The sequence below is a fragment of the Paenibacillus sp. FSL E2-0178 genome, from assembly GCF_038593005.1.
In the GTDB taxonomy this organism is placed as follows: Bacteria; Bacillota; Bacilli; order Paenibacillales; family Paenibacillaceae; genus Paenibacillus_AQ; species Paenibacillus_AQ phytohabitans.
Map to the genome: position 1 here is coordinate 4,515,834 of NZ_CP151953.1, position 16,512 is coordinate 4,532,345.

The window sequence follows — 16,512 nt, forward strand, 5'->3', positions numbered from 1 at the left end:
GCTTCATGAACCTATCTTCCCTCATTTTCCCATTCACGAACAGGGCGGAAGTATGGCGGCAGGCAAAAAACCTTCCATTTTATTCAACTCTGGTGCTTAATATAAATAAGTACTATCACTTCTAATGGATGCGCTACAGGCTGGAGGAATACAAATGGCCAAGGAAAGTTTCGATAAAGAAATTCAGTTTCTTCGCATGCTGTCTTTAGCCGGGGGAGCCTACAGCAGACAACAATTCGCCGACCGGCTCGGCATTTCCGTACATACCTATGACAAAACGCTGCGCAACCTGAAGGAAATGGTTACTGTCCTGCAGCAGGATCTGCCTGCTGAGCAAGGAACCGAGCTCTCCGAGTGGCTCCGCTACAACTATTATGAGTCTGCCGACCCGCTGCTGCTGTTCCTGTTCCGGGCCAAGTCGCTTAAGGAAACGGAGAGCATCCGGCTTACTCTACTCTTAACAGCACTCCAGACCCAGGAGCGGACTGCCAAGGATCTGCAGGATCTGTGCAGTGAGCAAATGCCCGCCGATTCGCCGCTGCCCGATGAGAAGACCATCCGGGGCGATCTGAAATATCTGGAGGAAGTCGGCGTCATTCTCCGTGTCAATGAGCGGCGTCCTTACCGGTACAAGGCTGCCAACGACCTGATTGACCAGCTAACAGATGACCAGCTTTTGGACCTCTATGACTACGTGGATGTCATCGCCAATACACAGATTCCGTCTGTACAGGGCTACCTGCTGCGCGACACCCTGAAGAAGGTTCTGCGGAAGCGGGGCTTTAACCCCGAAGCTACAGAAACCCATAGATATAAATACAATTACCATTCACGTATTCTTGATGAGGCTCATCTCTACACTATATTCGGTGCTATTCAGCAGCGCCGGAGAATCCGGTTTCTCTATCTGTCCCCGAAAAAAGGAATGAACTACACCTCCCAGAACACGAACCCACTCTTTGAGCGGGAGTCTGCGGGTATTACAGATAGTATCCTTCCGCTACGCGTTGTCTACGACCATCAGTATGGGCGGTGGTATTTAATCGGGCATCATGCGCGGATGGGGATCAAGAAATTCCGGATGGAGGGCCTTACGCAGATTGAAGAGGGCGAACCCGTGGAAGAAGAAGAATATGCGGAGAAGCTTAAAGCTCTGGAAGCGCAGCTGAAGAACAGCTGGGTTACAGACACCAACCGTGCGGTTAAGGTAGCTGTCAGATTCTATAACCCCAGCCGGTCTGGCGCTAATTTCATCCGGGAGCGGGTTGAGGCGCAGGGACAATGGGGCGTGATTACAGAGGAGTCCGATTCAACGTTCCTGTACGAGATTGAAGTGAACGAGATTTATGAAATCAAGCCCTGGTTACGGAGCTTCGGTTCGAGCTGTGAGATCTTAGAACCCCGCTGGCTTCGTAAGCAATTTATTGCAGAATGGAAGGAGCTCCGGAGCTACTATGAATCCATTTGAGAAAATATTCAATTTCCAGATCATCTCACGCCTTGATGAAGCAGGTTCCCTCGCGCTGACCTCCCAGGAACGTTCCTGGCTGAAGACGATGTTAAGGCACCCGGCTTCAGAGGCGGCTTTTACACCGGAGACTTTAATGAAACTGGGCTCCTTATTGGAGGCTGAAGCGTCCATAGAAGTGCAGGAGATTATTATGGAGAAGGCCCGCAGTAAAGAGCGCCAGGTCTATCATCCGCTGCTCCGCACGCTCCGCCGCATGATTATGCAGAATCAAGGCATCCTGATTGCATATCAGATTAAGCATGGAGGCGAACGAACGGACCAGGCCGGATTCCCGCACAAGCTGGAATACAACATGTATAAGCGGGAGTGGTATCTGCAATGGTACAGCACCCGGCAGCGTTCGCTCATGTCCACCAAACTGCGCAACATTGTGTCGGTCGAAGTATTCCCCATCCCTGCCAAACGGATTGACGACCTGAAGGCACGGATAGCGCGCTTATTAGACGGCCTGAAGGAATCTGCCTGCATTCAAGTGATGCCTGTCTTTAATGCGGAGCTGTCACGTATCCTGTCTGCCTTCTCCTGTTTCGATAAGTCCGTGTCTTTTGATGAAGCCTCCGGCATCTACCAGATCCATGTCAACTACATGAGAGACGACAGCGAGTTCCTGTTATCCCGAATCCGGTTCCTTGGGTTACGTGTGAAAATTACTCAGGGCGAACAGCTTAAGCGGCGTATGCTGAAAACGGCTGATATGGCGATTGAGCGGTATGGGGAGCAATAACGCTAAAAGGTAATATTGAAGATTCCGGCGAGCAGCGCTTTCAGCTCGATTGCATAATATCATCCAGCAGCTCCCGGATCTTCCGTTCCTCCGAGCTTTCATTCGTTGCGAATCTTTTTAGCTTCAAACCATACTTTTTAAAAATATCATCTTTCATCTTATCCCGCTCTAATTGCTCCGGTTTATTTTCATGGAACTCAAATCCGTCTACCTCAATGGCCAGTGCCGCGGTCATATCCAGTTTATGATAAATAACAAAATCGACAGAAGCCCTATTCTTGATATACTGCCGTTCCTGGTCTTCCAATTTGTCTACATTCTTAATCAAATTCTTTAGAAGAATCTGATTCCCAAGCGTAAATCCGCTATAAGCCGGTTCCTGCAAAAGCTCTATAAGCAATGCTTCCATTAAATTTTCTGATTTGAACCGGGATGTATTAAAACCCTTCGCTCGTTCTCTGAATACATGAAGCTTAGCCGAATATTCCTTGTACAATAAATCAAATATAGAAACAATTTCGCTCTCCACCACATTCTCATCAAGGGTGCTATATTCCATATACCTTGTGAGATCGCCAATTTCGTTGCCGTATTTTCGAAACAAGGCGTGATCTGTTACCAGAATGAACTTATTTTGTGCACGGGAGACCGCGACATTAATCATGCAGGGGTTGTTTACAAATTTCATGCCTACTTTGCCCGAACGGGTCTGGTCCAGCACTGTAGACATAATCATAATGGGTTTCTCGCGGCCTTGATATTTATGTATAGTATCGCTCTCAATATCCTCGGTGAACTGCCCCGCTGCTTTCTCCACCTGCTTCCGGTAAGGTGTCACGAAGCCAATCTCCGATTGTCCTGCCGCCACTTCCTCCAAACCCGCAAGAATCTCCCCTTCAATAACGTCCAGCTCCCGCTGATTGAACTTGCCCCTTTTCTCTCCTCGAGTAACTTCCCGCAAGTGATTGCCTGGTGCAGTCCTATAAATTAGCAGAGGCATATCCGCCTCTTCTTCAGACGTGAAAGTGACGAGATCACCGTTATAATACTTCTGATTGCAGAACTGAATGATTTGGGGATGGCAGCGGTAGTGCTCTTTAAGCATCACCTTAGGAATATTATCACCGTATAGAGCAAGCATGGACGACAACAGATTATGTTGAAAATAATTATAAGCCTCGTCTATGCAAGCGGATGCCGCATTTCCAACCACCTGCTCAATCTCCATAGTCACAATTTGCGGCAGCTGCTTCGTATCACCAACAATGATCGCATGCTTGCAGCAGGACAGAGCAAGCGCGCCTGTCACCAGATCCACTTGGGAGGATTCATCAATAATGACATAGTCGAACAGATCGTTCTCCGGAATACAGTTGCGCAAAGAATGAGTCGTGCTCAATACAATAGGATAATAATTGATGAATGACTTAAAGTTTTTGCTTTGCCGGTAATCATCTGCAGTACAATTCTCCCGAGGAAGATTACAGTATTTCTCATGTAATTTATGACGAAAAAGCTGCGCCGAACACTGCTGATGCTCTTTCAGTAAGGGCAGATATGATGCAGATTCAAGCTCTTGTTCAATCTGTTCAATACGGTCCGACAACTCTTCAATACGTAAAATATAGAACTTCCGCTGAACATTCAGAATTACGTCTACACCCTGTTCTCTCAAGTATTTATACTCGGTGAACCCATGTTTAACAAACAGCTTAAACTTGTACAGAAGGCCCGCTTCTTTACCTTTCCTCACTGCAAGGTGGCTATCCTTCATGAACTCAAGCATCCGCTCTGGTGTCTCACGATAGAACGAGAGCTTCTCTAAAGGTTCAATATCCTGCTTGGAAAAGTAATTTTCAAAATGCTTTTGCTCCAGTACATACGCGGATAACTGTTGCTTCAAACGAGCCTTCTCCACATCGAGCTTCATTAACCGGGTAATATGGCCATCCAGCTCCTGTATCTTGGACAGCAGTTCCTCTTCAGGCAGCTCGCTCTCCCAACCATTTACCACGGCAACAGGCAGGTTAGCAAAAAAGCTGTCCTTATTCTTTTTATTCCCAAGTGCCGCAACCAAAAAAGGATAGCCCTCCGCCTCCAGCTTGTCCCGCACATTTTGCACCGCCGCATTGTTGCCTGAGACCACGGCCACTTTCTTCTGCTGCATAACAGTCAGGTTAGCCAATATATTGAGAATGGTCTGAGTTTTGCCTGTACCCGGCGGCCCTTCAATGATACTAATCTTGCTGCGCAAGGCTTGATCTAACGCTACCTTCTGGCTCAGGTTATACCGGAACGGGAAAATCGGCTGTAATTCAACAGAGGTATCTATATTCACCGGGGAACCACTAACATAATGGCTCAATACACTCTCCGGACGCACAAAGCTAAGCTTACCGAACTGCTTTTTTAGAAAATCTTCCATCTCCGACTGTTCTTCTCCGCTCTTGATATGTACAGAAATAGCACGCCAATACTCCATGACCTTCAATGCATCGGAGGTCTTTACACCACTGTTCTCGATTCGGACATGCTCTGCTTCATATCCCCGTCTGGTTCCATCTTTAAAACAAACACGGACTCGAGGCCCAAAATCCAGTACTCTCATCACATTATTTAGAGGATTCTCCCGGTGTAATACCACCTGTTCTTTGGTGATTACTCTAATAGTAGGATTACTCAAGATAATTACATCACTTGCATAGTAATTATAGGGATTAGGGGTGCTAAGATAAGTCACCTGTATATTTGCACCCAGTTGTTCATATGAAGCGATTTCTGAAGTACGGTCTTTACTTTTAATTACTATAAAATACTCTTCTTCGTCCATGGCTCTTCCTTCTGTATTTGCGTATTTGAGATTGATATGTAGGAAATTCGTTGGATTGTAAGGATATCCCTTTAATGCGATTAAAAATTGCCGAATTAAAAACAAAAGACACCTTGAATGGTGTCTATATGAAAAACTTATGTAGAAAATAATCTCAGGTAGTTTCTAAATAAGAACAGAGAATTAGGTAATGCTAAGCATCGACCATAACTTCGATCATCATAGCCGCCCCGGCCTTGAACCCGCACACAAATGCAGCTGTCATCTCCATCCCCTGCACTTGCGAATACAGATCCAGTAAAGACTCCAGCTCCTCAAACTCGCCTGCGGATAGCTTCTGCCTCCAAGTGTCTAGAGACTCGGTAATTTGCCTGTTGAGCGGGCGGTAATTGGAGTTCTTAGAGATACTATCCTCGTTAGGAAATAAATTTCCATGATATAGAGATTCGAGAATATTTGGCATGTGAGCCTCCTTTTAAAATGTTACGGTTCTTACTCAGAAGGAGATAATTAATTCGCAATCAGTACGCATAAGCGTACCATCTATGGAGTTATTATACGGTACGCTTATGCGTATAGTCAAGATGAACGCTCAGAATAAGTGGGGGGGAATACAATGGGGAAGAGAATTGTAGTAAAAATAGCTGATTTGACCAAAAAGCATAAGATTTCATTACGTGAGTTGTCCAGAATATCTGATGTCCGGCATGCAGCATTGAGTGAATTAGCAAATGGAAAGAGGGAAAACATAAGCTTCAGTCATATTGTTAAAATTGCAGAAGCTTTAAATATCGAGGATATACGGGAGATTATTGATTTGGTTGATACTAAGGAAAGGAATGATAGCTAGACCAAAGAGACCCTAGGTTTCTTTTTGATGCTTAAGAACGCTCCTGGGCTAAAGACGATGCTGAAGTTAATCCTGGACCTGCATGTAAATGACCACATAAGGCGAGCTGTTGAAACAGCGTATGCTGTGAACCGGCAGAGATGACGGTTGGCGATATGGGGAGAAATTAAACTAAAAAGTGAGCTTGAGGAGGGGGACAGTGGATGCTCAAGCGTATCTTTAAAATTAAAAGAGGACTAGACGCATCTAGTCCCCTTAAGTGTGAGCCGAAGCTTCACACCGCTATTAGTTATAGTATATGTTACCATATGTTTGTTCATACGTAAAGTCCTTATATGTACCGTAACATCTGTTCAATTTTGCGTCTGAAATCAGATCCCATAATTGAGGTGTGGACAGGAATCGGAATTGAATTCCTTAAACGTTCAGACTCAATGGATAATTTCTTCACAATCCTTCTTAAATCAATTCTTGGAATTCCAAGTTTCTTTAACAAAAAAATCGTAATCGTAAAATAATCAACAATATTATCAAAGTTAATATCAGAAACTCCGGTTTCACTTTGTAAGTACTCTTTTAGCCTTGCGGGTGGACTTGCCTTCTTAAATCTGCAATCAAAAACCACAGCATTATGGGCAACTGCATTTCTTAAGTCCTTTATTAAAAAAACCATATCCTCAAGTAATCTTCCATTCTGGTTATGAGCTGTACTGTGCAATTTCAAGTCCTTTGCAATAGCAATTCGCGTATCTTCATTTAAACACTGTATAAAAAAGCCGAATACACCCAAACTAATTACTTCAAAAATAGCCCATAATGGAACTTGTTTATTATTGTGGAAGAAATGTTGTATTACAGCCTTATTATCTGAGTAATTATAACTTATAGCTTCGTTAATTTTGTTTCTAAGATCAAGTCGTTTCTTCATCTTGTCTCTGTAGTCTCTATTTCCTACACTATGTTTCTTGTAATCATTCAATAAATAGGAGAATGCATAATCAAAATCAGCAGGTCCAATACCAATTAAGGTGTCTAATGTATAATTTTTTATAGCAGTTTCAATTAACATTATATTAGGGTACAGTATAGACTTTAAATTAGCATCAAATTGATGAACCGAAACTACTTCTTCAAACTTCGTGTATGGTATCCTGTTCTGAGAATTCCCGATGAATCTATATCCTTTATAACCATGGTAGTAACCCATATTTAATAAATCTTTTTTGTTTTTACTTCCCGAAATGGATATCCCATGTATTTCCCTTAAATGACGCATTAATCCATTGGTAGTTTTCCCCTTAACCAATACAACCACACACCTTTTTAACTATCATTTAGGGTTAAACCTATTAACAATAATATTCCTTTTCTATTGTTATGTACACAAGTATATTCTATTCTTCGCAATACACGCCACTACTAGAAATTGCAGTCCTATTATAACATTGGCCCTACAGGTGAGCTATAGTTTAGTAAATACTGAATAGCTGAACTTACAGGAAAAATCAAAAAAAAGCGACATAATGTCGCTTTTTTAATTTCTCTACTCCACCTTCATATAATACAAATTCGCAGTACTATCCTTCGTAATCGTATGCGCACCCGCTGCAACAGAGACCGTAGCAATACCATTCGTGATAGTATAGCTGGTTCCATCTACTTTAACTTTGGTTCCTTCGGAGTTGAACACTAATGTTAAAGTCGAGGCTTTGGCTGCTGTGAATCCAATGCTGGTTGCGCTCTCGATTTTCAGACATTGGGTTAAGGTCAGACCGCCATATACTACAGTTCCTTTACTCGTGGAGAGATTCCCGGAAATAGAGAAGAAGCTGCTCGTTGTTCCGGATGTAGTGAAGTTATGAACAATTGCCCCAGTAGTGGGCGTTGGCGTTGCAGTCGGCACCGGAGTTGCTGTTGGTACAGGCGTTGCAGTCGGTACTGGAGTCGCTGTCGGCACCGGAGTTGCCGTTGGCGCAGGTGTTGCTGTTGGTGCAGGCGTTGCTGTTGGCGCTGGTGTTGCTGTTGGCGCTGGTGTTGCTGTTGGAGTCGGAGTAGGCCCAACCGGACTGGAATTGCCTCCTACCGATACAAGCCCAGACGTGTAACCTCTGATTGCGGACATCAGTGCGGCATTCAGCGCATACGATGCGTCATCCACAGCGTCATTAAAGGCCCATGTGAAGTCTCCACCGCCCTGACGTCCGGCTTCTGCCGTAACGACCTGTTCCACAGTGCTCACACTATCAATATCTGAGGCACTAACTCCCGTATCAACGCTCGTATCGAAGTTGTTATACGCCGTCCCACCCACTAGAGCTTTGTATGAGCTTGGGACGGTCTCATTTCTCGAAGAAGCTAAGTAGGCATCAAACGAGGTAGCATTTGCCGGAGCCGTTCCGGTACTGGAGTTGGCATAGATCAGACTTGCCGCACCAGTAATACTGTTGTTGTAGGCTTTAATTACACCCCCGTTTTCGCCGGAGAATGTTCCTTCTTCCCCTATAGCATCGGTACCTTGCAAGGAACTAAGCATTGGATCTTTAGTATTTCTGAACACATTCGATTCTACAAAAGCCGAAGCTCCGGTTGTAACGCCGACACCATATTTGGAGACTCCATCATAGAAGTTATTATAGACATGAACAGAAGCCACTCTAATCCGCGGATGACGGGAATCCGAATGATCGAACCAGTTATGGTGGAAGGTAACAAAGAACTCAGCAGATTCACTAAGTCCGACCAGAGCGGCTTTTCCGGAATCAAAATAGTGGTTGTACGAGATGGTGATATACGTTGAGCCCTTCTTGAGGTCCGTAGAACCGTCCCCCTTAGCCTGGTCCGCGTCACCTCCTGCTGATCCGTAGAAAATATCGTTATTATGCACCCATACATTCGCATTGCCTGTATCCATGGAGATACCGTCGTCAGGGAATAACATCACGCCCAGATTTCTGACTTCGACATTCCCGGTATATCTAAGCAGCATTCCCCAGCCGTAGGCATACGCATCTTTCCCGATACCCTCGATGGTAATATTCATTTCCGTATAATTGTTTTTACCTTTGACTTCAAGATAACCGCTGCTGTTGAGCTGTCCGCTTAGGTCAGCCGCTGTAACTTTTCCGATAATCCGGATGGCCAGCGGTGTTGTATCATAGCCTTTTTGTCTCAGTGTCAGAATTCCGCCCAGACCAACCCCGGTTTGTACTGTACCCGAGCTGCTGGTTTTCACACCGAGCGTTACGGTTTGCGCATTCTGGGAGGTGATATACAGCACCTGTGCCCCGCTTTTGAGCGTCCCATTATCATTATAAGCACCTGAGCCTGTACCAAATTGCGAATTGGCTGAAAAAGCAAATCCGGACCGGTCATACGGCGCTACCGCCAGCGTTCCTGAGACAGCATTTGCCGTCACTGCGCCTGATGATACGGCCTCAACCTTCATCACATAACTTCCGGCTGCAAGCCCTACGGCATCAGCTCTCCAATAGGAAGAATACTTGCGGATCAACTCGTTATTAATCTGCTGATACTGGGAGTCCGCTGCGCTTGCTGCTTTAACATATACATTATATCCCGATGCATTGCTTACTGGTGACCACTCCACATAAGCAGCTTCATTTCCGCCTCCACTGCCTGTTATCGTAAGACCCGCAGCGTGTGCTACCGTAGTTCCCCATCCGCCGGCGATCAGAGATAGTGCAAGAGAAAATAACAAAACTATACTGGTTACCTTTGCAACTGTCCTTTTCATTTCATTGCCTCCTAATTATAATTTGTTGCAGATCCTTCTGTAACCGCTTGCAATAATCTGTGATGCTCCTCTTGCACCTCCTCTTGTACCGGCTAATCCGAACCGTTGAAGCAGGATGAGATGAACCCTCTCGGACAACCCGAGCATATCAAATGTGAAAAGGGTGCTTAAACAATCATTTGCTCATATTGGCAGTAATTCTGCGGTATTATGAGTTAATGATTATTTCGCAGTGAGATGATACCCGGCATAAGCTTTGTTGAGCTTACAAGGGGCCGTTAGAGCCAGATTCGCATAAACAAAAAAGACACCCCTTAAGGTGTCTTTTTCTGAAATTTATTGAAATTTTGTATTGACGCGAATGGGGATGCTTTGTTGCTTGACTGGAGGTTTTTCGGGTTCTTGATTTAAATTTTGCCCTATTTCCGAAGCGTTTTTTTTGAATGTCTCTGTCACGGTCTGAATCACTTCACCCACATTGTGCGCAGATTCAAAAATCGGATCTATCGTTTTGATTTTACCTTTCACATCCCTGGTAACCTGATTAGCCGTATGAATGAGTTGTGTAGCCTCTCCTGTTAAGCCATGAATCGCATTTCTTACGTCAACCAGCGTCTTATTGGTCTCTGAGAGTGTAGTCATTCCTTTGCGCAGCGTAAGAATCAAGAAACCAACCAGACAGATAAAAGCAACTGCAGCCAAAGCAATACTAAGTTGGATAACCATGCAACACCTCCTGTAGTTCCACTGTATGTCCAACTTTTTGGGTTCATTCCTTCAATTGCCCTCAAGCAGGTTTTCCCGGCCAAATTTGTTCTACTTCCTATTCCTTATCCTTCGCTGCAAGCGTTCTGAGCAGAACCGTGACCGTTTCCGCCCTCGTCGCGGCATCTTTCGGGAAGAAGCAGTTATTACCCTTACCCTGCATAATCCCCAGATTCTTCATCTCGGCTGCCGCTCCAACCGCCCAGACCGGGATGTCGCGGTCATCCGCGAATCCAGCGGAATGAGCTTTGGGTACAAGGTCTAATGCTCTCACCAGCATTACGGCCATTTCCGATCTCGTCATAGGCGCATCGGGACGGAAGTTACTATTGTTATCTCCCTGGATAAGCCCCAAGCCTACAGCCCGTGCAACAGCTGCCTTGGCCCATTGCCCGATCCGGTCAGTGTCCTTGAAGGACAGGATTGCTTCTTCGTTCTGAAGCTTCAGCGAATTCGCCAGCATCACCGCGAATTCAGCGCGCGTTACCGTGCGATCGGGCCGGAACGAGCCGTCCGGATAACCTGTGATCATTCCCCTCTTCTCTGCTTCCAGGATACTGGCTTCGGCCCAATGACCGCCAACATCCGCGAAGACATGACCGGGTACCGGAACGTCCGGCGTGTCCGAACCGCCGTTTGGATCATCGCTTGGATTAACGCTCGGATTATTGGGAATTACCGGCGGACTCACGGGAGCTTCTCCTCCCGAATGGCCTCCGCTTCCGCCGTTTGAACGCTCGTTTATGGAAACGTTTATTTTCCCCGTAACGGACGGATTTGCGGTCAAGACGGCTGTAATCGTCACTTCTCCGGCTGCGGAAGGCGCCGTAAAGACCATGCTGAACCGGCCGTTCGCATCCGTGACTGTCTTTGAGCTTTGGAAGCTGCCCGACGAAGCCGCGACTTCGGCCTCCACGCCGGAGACCGGAAGATTGTCACTGTCGTAGACGATTCCCGCAACGGATACATCGTCTCCCACCGTCACGGCAGACGGCGTCGCCTGGAGTTCGATTAGAACGGGTACTTGTGCAGCCTTAATTACGGAGACGGTAATCTTATCCGTCACGGCCGGACTCGCAGTCAAGACGGCTGTAATCGTCACTTCTCCGGCTGCGGAAGGCGCCGTAAAGACCATGCTGAACCGGCCGTTCGCGTCTGTTACTGCTTTGGCACTCTCAATGCTCCCTGACGAAGCCGCAATTTCGACCTCTACGCCCGATACCGGAAGATCCCCGCCGTCGTAGACGACTCCCGTAACGGACACCTTGCCTCCAACCATCACGGAAGACGGTGCCTCCTGGAGTTCGATCCGGGAGGGCACTTGTACGACCCCTTCTACGTAAACGGTAGTCGTCCCGCTCACAGACGGATTCGCGGTCAAGGCTGCTGTAATCGTCACTTCTCCGGCAGCAGACGACGCTGTAAAGACTGTGCTGAACCGGCCGTTCGCATCCGTTACCACACTGGCGTCATTGACACTGCCCGATGCAGCCGCGATCTCGACCTCTACGCCGGATACCGGAAGATCATCACTGTCGTAGACGGCTCCCGTAACGGATACGATGCCTCCGGATGTCACGGAAGACGGCGCTGCCTGAAGTTCGATTCGGGCGGGCACTTGTACGTCCTGGTTCACGGATACGGTAACCGTATCCGTCACGGTCGGACTTGCAGGCAGGACAACCGCGATCGTCACTTCTCCGGCTGCGGAAGGCGCGGTATAGACCGTGTTGAACCGGCCGTTAACGTCCGTTACTGCTTTAGCCGTTTCGATGCTGCCCGATGCAGACGCGATTTCGACCTCCACGCCGGGGACCGGAAGATCGGCGCCATCGTAGACTACACCTGTAACGGACACTTTGCCTCCAGCCGCCACGGAAGATGGCGTTGCTTCTAGTTCAACCCGGGCCGGAACCTTTTGTACGTTCTCTGGACCATACACTTTAAATTCCCAGAGCGAGTAGCCGTACGTGGTCGCTCTTTTCGTACCATACATCCGGACGTATCTTGCATTCACCGGTTCGAAGGAGATCTCATCAGTTTCTCCGTCTCCGGTGGCGGTACTGTATACTGTCGTCCAGTCCGCCGTGTTGTCAGAAACCTGGATTTGGTACTCCTTCCCATACGCACTTTCCCAATGCAGCATGACCTTCGCGATGGGTTGGCTGGAGCCAAGATCGGCGTAAATCCACTGCGGATCAGCATAGTTAGATCCCCAGCGGGTCGTCAATGACCCGTCAACCGCATTACCGGGAGACACGTCGGCGGCTCTGGCCGAGCTTGCCGTTACCTTCATGCCTTCGGCGAGATTGGGTGCCACCGCCTCAAACACATTAAATTCAGCAAGCGAATAGCCGTCCCCGGTGCCCTGCTGAACGCCAAGCATCCGGACGAACCTGGCATTGACCTTACCAAAGGAAAGTTCGTCGATTCCGCCATCCCCCATAGAAGTTGTATAAACGTCCTTCCAGGTGACAGCATCCTCCGACACTTGAATTTTATAGCTTTTTCCATACGCCTTTTCCCAATTTAGCCTAACTTTATGGATCATATATTGATCTTGCAGATCGACATAAATCCACTCGTTGTCCGAAGCACTTGAACTCCAATAGGAACTTCTGTATAGATCGGTTGCATTCGAGGCAAATTGCTTGCCTTGGCTGGAGGAAGCGGTCGCCCCTTTACTGTAAGCGAGATCGAACCCTCTGTCGTCGAGAGAGGTTCCCTCGTTTAGCGTCATGCTCCGGCCGGTAAACGTATCCTTGCCGAGTCTGAAGGTAGTCGTGGTTTTTTCTCCGTTACGGTTCAGCGTTACGTTCACTGTAATCCCCGGCGTTTCGGGATTAGCGACCGAGATGCGTACAGGTGAAGCGGATTCGTCAATGATTACCGTGGACGGATTATCCACGGTGACCGTCAAGCCGTCTCTTAGCGTCACCGTCCCGGGTTGATAGAACAGCAATTCCGCAATGCCAAGGGAATTGTGCCGGACTGCCTGAACCGACGGTGTATTCGCAAGAATACTGACCGGGCTCGGGCTCACACTTGCGTAGCTGCTGACCTCTTCAGGGGTTTTATTAGGCAATACGATATATTCATAGGAAGCGTTAGTCGGTTTCACGCCATGATCGAGCCATATTGAAAAAACCGGCTTGGTGATCGGCTCCGTTGAGCTTCCCGTGATAACGTCGCCCCAATTTCCCGTCTTCGTCTCCCGCTTGACTTGAAAGCCGGTAGGATTCGGGAAAACATAGCCGGTCTTATCGTTATATGCCCAGCGCCCGTTAGCCTGCACCGTTCCGTCGGCTATTACTTTTCCGTCTACGAGCACATCCCCTACCGCCAGACTTTGGTTCAATGTTGTATGGACCGGTGCAGCGTTAGTTGAAGCGATACCTGTGCCTAGCGCCACCACTTCATCATCGAAAAAAAAGTAGCCTTTTTTGCCGCTTGTACTCAGCTTGTTGAAATCAAACGCCGTGGCTCCATAACGCTCGTTGGTCACGCCGCCTACAAATGTTTTGGGATTGTTGAAATTCGTATCCTTCGTGAGTACATACGGTGCCGTCGTACCTGGAACATGAGCCCAGTCCATCAGCGGATAAACCGTCCTGTATTCATCCCCGGTTCTCTGAATGGCAGTAGCTCCTTGCGGCGTCCAGTAGAGCAGGTTATATCCGCTAGGATTAATGGTTCTCCACTCGCCGCCTTTGACCGTGCTGGAAGACATCTTGACCGTAATTCCATAATCATCCCGCATATGCGAAGAGACTAGCGTCTGCCATTGCGTCATATTGCTAGCATCCAGTCCGTTGCTCGTGCTCGTACCAATACTGCGGATGTTCTCAAGAAAACCCGCAAACTCGGCTGCGCGCTTCGGATTGGCCGCCTGCATCCACTGCAGCGGATCTTCATAGAAGCTCAAAGCCGCGCTAGCATAATCCGGCCACTCCGGTCCATTCATCCCCATACCCAGATCGGCAACATCGCCTCTCACGAGGTACCTGGTGCCGTCCAGCAGGTAGGATGATAACGAATCAATCGCCGCCTTGCTGTACGAGAATGAGGTGTCCGAGGTTACATATGCCCAGAATGACATATCTCTGGCAAAGCTTCTTCCATAGCCCGTCGTATAATTCGTTTTGCCATGCATGAAGAATGACATGTCTGACTGGATTCCCGTCACAGTCGCCGTCACATTGGATAGCACATTAAACGCTTCCACAGCGTTCCGGACGATCTGGGCATCCTCCAGCAATAAGCCGCGGATCATATAATTCTGATTGTACCAGGATGAGTTGGCTCCATCGACAGTATGCGGGCTGCTGTCCAACGTGCCGATTATATTGGAAGCTTGCGCTTCTGTTAAATAGCCTTCACATAAAAGCGCGATTTTCCCCAGCCTTAATTGCTTGCCGATTCCGGTCTCCCACCAGTTGGTGGAAGTGGGCTTTACCGTAAACCAATAGTCCAGCCCCTTTTGAATGCCTCCTAACAGGGTTTCATTATGATAGTATGGACCCTTCGGATCAGCAAACGCCTGAGCCATTGACTGCAGCCGGTCTAAGGCGAGATAAGGCGACCAGGCCCTCCCATTGGCACTGGAGGCTGTACTCGCATAATCTACATCCCCCCAGCTTCCATTGGCGTTTTGATTGGATAAGTACGTACCGGCCTGAGATTTATAGGTCCATTCGACCCGGCCGTTCGTTCCATCGTTGATGATATCTTTGGAGACATAAAATTCCGCCGTCCGGTTTTTCATCAATTTTATTTCAGCGATCTCTGGAGAAACGTTGGTCGCCCCGGGCGTGCTCGCCGATACGGGCGAATATAACCCTATGGATGATATCAACAAACAAACAATACCAAGACATGTCCATCTCTTTACAAACCTTTGTCTTTTGTCAGTCATGTACATGCGCTCCTTTGTCTATCTAAATTCAATCGTTTATGATAGCGCTTTCCTTTTTATGGATTGAAGAAGGCAGCTTGCACTGCCTTCAGCCTTCTACACTAGCGTATTAAATATATCCTCCAGCGGTATGTCCGCCACTGCCATCACTTCGTCTGCGGCACCGTAATATATGCGGACCGTCTGATCCAGCAGCAGGGCTCCGCACGAAAACACGACCTTACCGAAGAATCCATTCACCTCATAGGCAGCTTCCGGCTCCAAAATCGGTACACGGGATCTCGCGATGACCTTAGCCGGGTTCTCCAGATCAAGCAGCACCGCGCCCATACAATAGCGGTGCTTGCTGTCCGCTCCGTGGTACAGCGCAAGCCAGCCGCGTTCGGTTCGAATCGGAACCGCCCCGCCGCCCATACGAGCCGAATCCCAGCCTTGTTCGCTTAGCCCCATCAGGAAGCGGTGATTCCCCCAATGGTCGAGATCGGGCGATTCGGCGATCCACATCTCGGGAGAGCCGAACGACTTGGGCACCGGACGGTGCAAAGCGTAATATTTGCCGTTAATTTTATCCGGGAAGATCATGACATCCTTATTCTCGGGAGCCAGCATAAGTCCGCGGCGTTTGAATGTCCGGAAATCCCGGGTCTCTGCCAGGCCGGCGCCAACGCCGCGGGCAGAAGCAGAGCTGTAAGTAATATAATAGATATCCCCGATTTGGGTCACACGCGGATCTTCAATTCCCCACGCTTCCAGGGCATTTTCCGGAAATAAGGCCGGATGCGGCTCCACATCGAAATGAATGCCATCCTTGCTTCGCGCCACCCGCAGATGAGATAAGGAGGTAAGCATAACCGTTCGTCCATCCTTTGCAACGAAGCGTGAGTCGGAGAAATCATAGCCCGGATCGCTCTTGTCGTAACGTTCTACAAGTACCTCCGTACCCTCTTCATTCAACCTGGGGACGAGCACTTCGTCCGCCCGGTCCGATAGCGGCGCTTCTGCAATACGCAGTAAAAGAATCGTTTCATCCTTTAACTGCGCAACACCTGCATTAAACGCACCCAGCACCCGAAAGTCGGGACGGGAGGGGGCGACATCCCGGGCCCGTATAACAGGATTTTGCGCACTGCGTTGTATGTTCAT

General features: G+C 48.1%; 10 protein-coding genes. 3 read left to right on the plus strand and 7 right to left on the minus strand.

Annotation, left to right across the window (positions count from 1 at the left end):
• Window positions 1–154 precede the first annotated feature (154 nt).
• Window positions 155–1,468, plus strand: coding sequence for a WYL domain-containing protein (locus tag MHI42_RS19450; RefSeq protein ID WP_171716357.1), 1,314 nt, complete (start codon window positions 155–157; stop codon window positions 1,466–1,468).
• Window positions 1,455–2,255 (plus strand): WYL domain-containing protein, encoded by an 801-nt coding sequence (locus MHI42_RS19455; protein ID WP_342420421.1) that lies wholly within the window; start codon window positions 1,455–1,457, stop codon window positions 2,253–2,255. Before MHI42_RS19450 ends, MHI42_RS19455 begins: the two co-directional genes overlap by 14 nt.
• 40 nt (window positions 2,256–2,295) lie before the next feature.
• On the opposite strand, the gene MHI42_RS19460 is transcribed toward MHI42_RS19455, so the two are convergent.
• Window positions 2,296–5,085 (minus strand): AAA domain-containing protein, encoded by a 2,790-nt coding sequence (locus MHI42_RS19460; RefSeq protein WP_342420422.1) that lies wholly within the window; start codon window positions 5,083–5,085, stop codon window positions 2,296–2,298.
• Between the two features lie 193 nt (window positions 5,086–5,278).
• A complete protein-coding gene (locus MHI42_RS19465) occupies window positions 5,279–5,548 on the minus strand; it encodes a DUF6809 family protein (RefSeq protein ID WP_342420423.1) in 270 nt (89 codons plus the stop codon).
• Between the two features lie 153 nt (window positions 5,549–5,701).
• On the opposite strand from MHI42_RS19465, the gene MHI42_RS19470 reads away from it, so the two are divergent.
• On the plus strand, window positions 5,702–5,935 hold the full coding sequence (locus tag MHI42_RS19470) for a helix-turn-helix transcriptional regulator (protein WP_342420424.1): 234 nt from the start codon (window positions 5,702–5,704) through the stop codon (window positions 5,933–5,935).
• 331 nt (window positions 5,936–6,266) lie between these two features.
• On the opposite strand, the gene MHI42_RS19475 is transcribed toward MHI42_RS19470, so the two are convergent.
• The 5 genes from MHI42_RS19475 to MHI42_RS19495 form a co-directional block, all read right to left on the minus strand.
• Window positions 6,267–7,241: an Abi family protein gene (locus tag MHI42_RS19475; RefSeq protein ID WP_342420425.1), complete on the minus strand. Its 975-nt coding sequence runs from the start codon at window positions 7,239–7,241 to the stop codon at window positions 6,267–6,269.
• A gap of 237 nt (window positions 7,242–7,478) precedes the next feature.
• Window positions 7,479–9,689, minus strand: a complete 2,211-nt coding sequence (locus MHI42_RS19480) for a pectate lyase (protein ID WP_342420426.1) — start codon at window positions 9,687–9,689, stop codon at window positions 7,479–7,481.
• Window positions 9,690–10,025: 336 nt separating this feature from the next.
• Window positions 10,026–10,415 (minus strand): DUF948 domain-containing protein, encoded by a 390-nt coding sequence (locus tag MHI42_RS19485; protein WP_052421618.1) that lies wholly within the window; start codon window positions 10,413–10,415, stop codon window positions 10,026–10,028.
• 97 nt (window positions 10,416–10,512) lie between these two features.
• Complete coding sequence (locus MHI42_RS19490) at window positions 10,513–15,219, minus strand: polysaccharide lyase family 8 super-sandwich domain-containing protein (protein WP_342420427.1); 4,707 nt, start codon at window positions 15,217–15,219, stop codon at window positions 10,513–10,515.
• A 246-nt stretch (window positions 15,220–15,465) separates the two neighbouring features.
• Window positions 15,466–16,512, minus strand: a complete 1,047-nt coding sequence (locus MHI42_RS19495; protein ID WP_342420428.1) for a glycoside hydrolase family 130 protein — start codon at window positions 16,510–16,512, stop codon at window positions 15,466–15,468.

Excerpts from the sequence above, each read along its gene's own strand:
- MHI42_RS19485 (WP_052421618.1), bottom strand. The coding sequence starts at position 10,415 with ATGGTTATCCAACTTAGTATTGCTTTGGCTGCAGTTGCTTTTATCTGT.
- MHI42_RS19465 (WP_342420423.1), bottom strand. The coding sequence starts at position 5,548 with ATGCCAAATATTCTCGAATCTCTATATCATGGAAATTTATTTCCTAAC.
- MHI42_RS19480 (WP_342420426.1), bottom strand. The coding sequence starts at position 9,689 with ATGAAAAGGACAGTTGCAAAGGTAACCAGTATAGTTTTGTTATTTTCT.
- MHI42_RS19495 (WP_342420428.1), bottom strand. The coding sequence starts at position 16,512 with ATGAACATACAACGCAGTGCGCAAAATCCTGTTATACGGGCCCGGGAT.
- MHI42_RS19490 (WP_342420427.1), bottom strand. The coding sequence starts at position 15,219 with ATGAAAAACCGGACGGCGGAATTTTATGTCTCCAAAGATATCATCAAC.
- MHI42_RS19470 (WP_342420424.1), top strand. The coding sequence starts at position 5,702 with ATGGGGAAGAGAATTGTAGTAAAAATAGCTGATTTGACCAAAAAGCAT.
- MHI42_RS19455 (WP_342420421.1), top strand. The coding sequence starts at position 1,455 with ATGAATCCATTTGAGAAAATATTCAATTTCCAGATCATCTCACGCCTT.
- MHI42_RS19460 (WP_342420422.1), bottom strand. The coding sequence starts at position 5,085 with ATGGACGAAGAAGAGTATTTTATAGTAATTAAAAGTAAAGACCGTACT.
- MHI42_RS19450 (WP_171716357.1), top strand. The coding sequence starts at position 155 with ATGGCCAAGGAAAGTTTCGATAAAGAAATTCAGTTTCTTCGCATGCTG.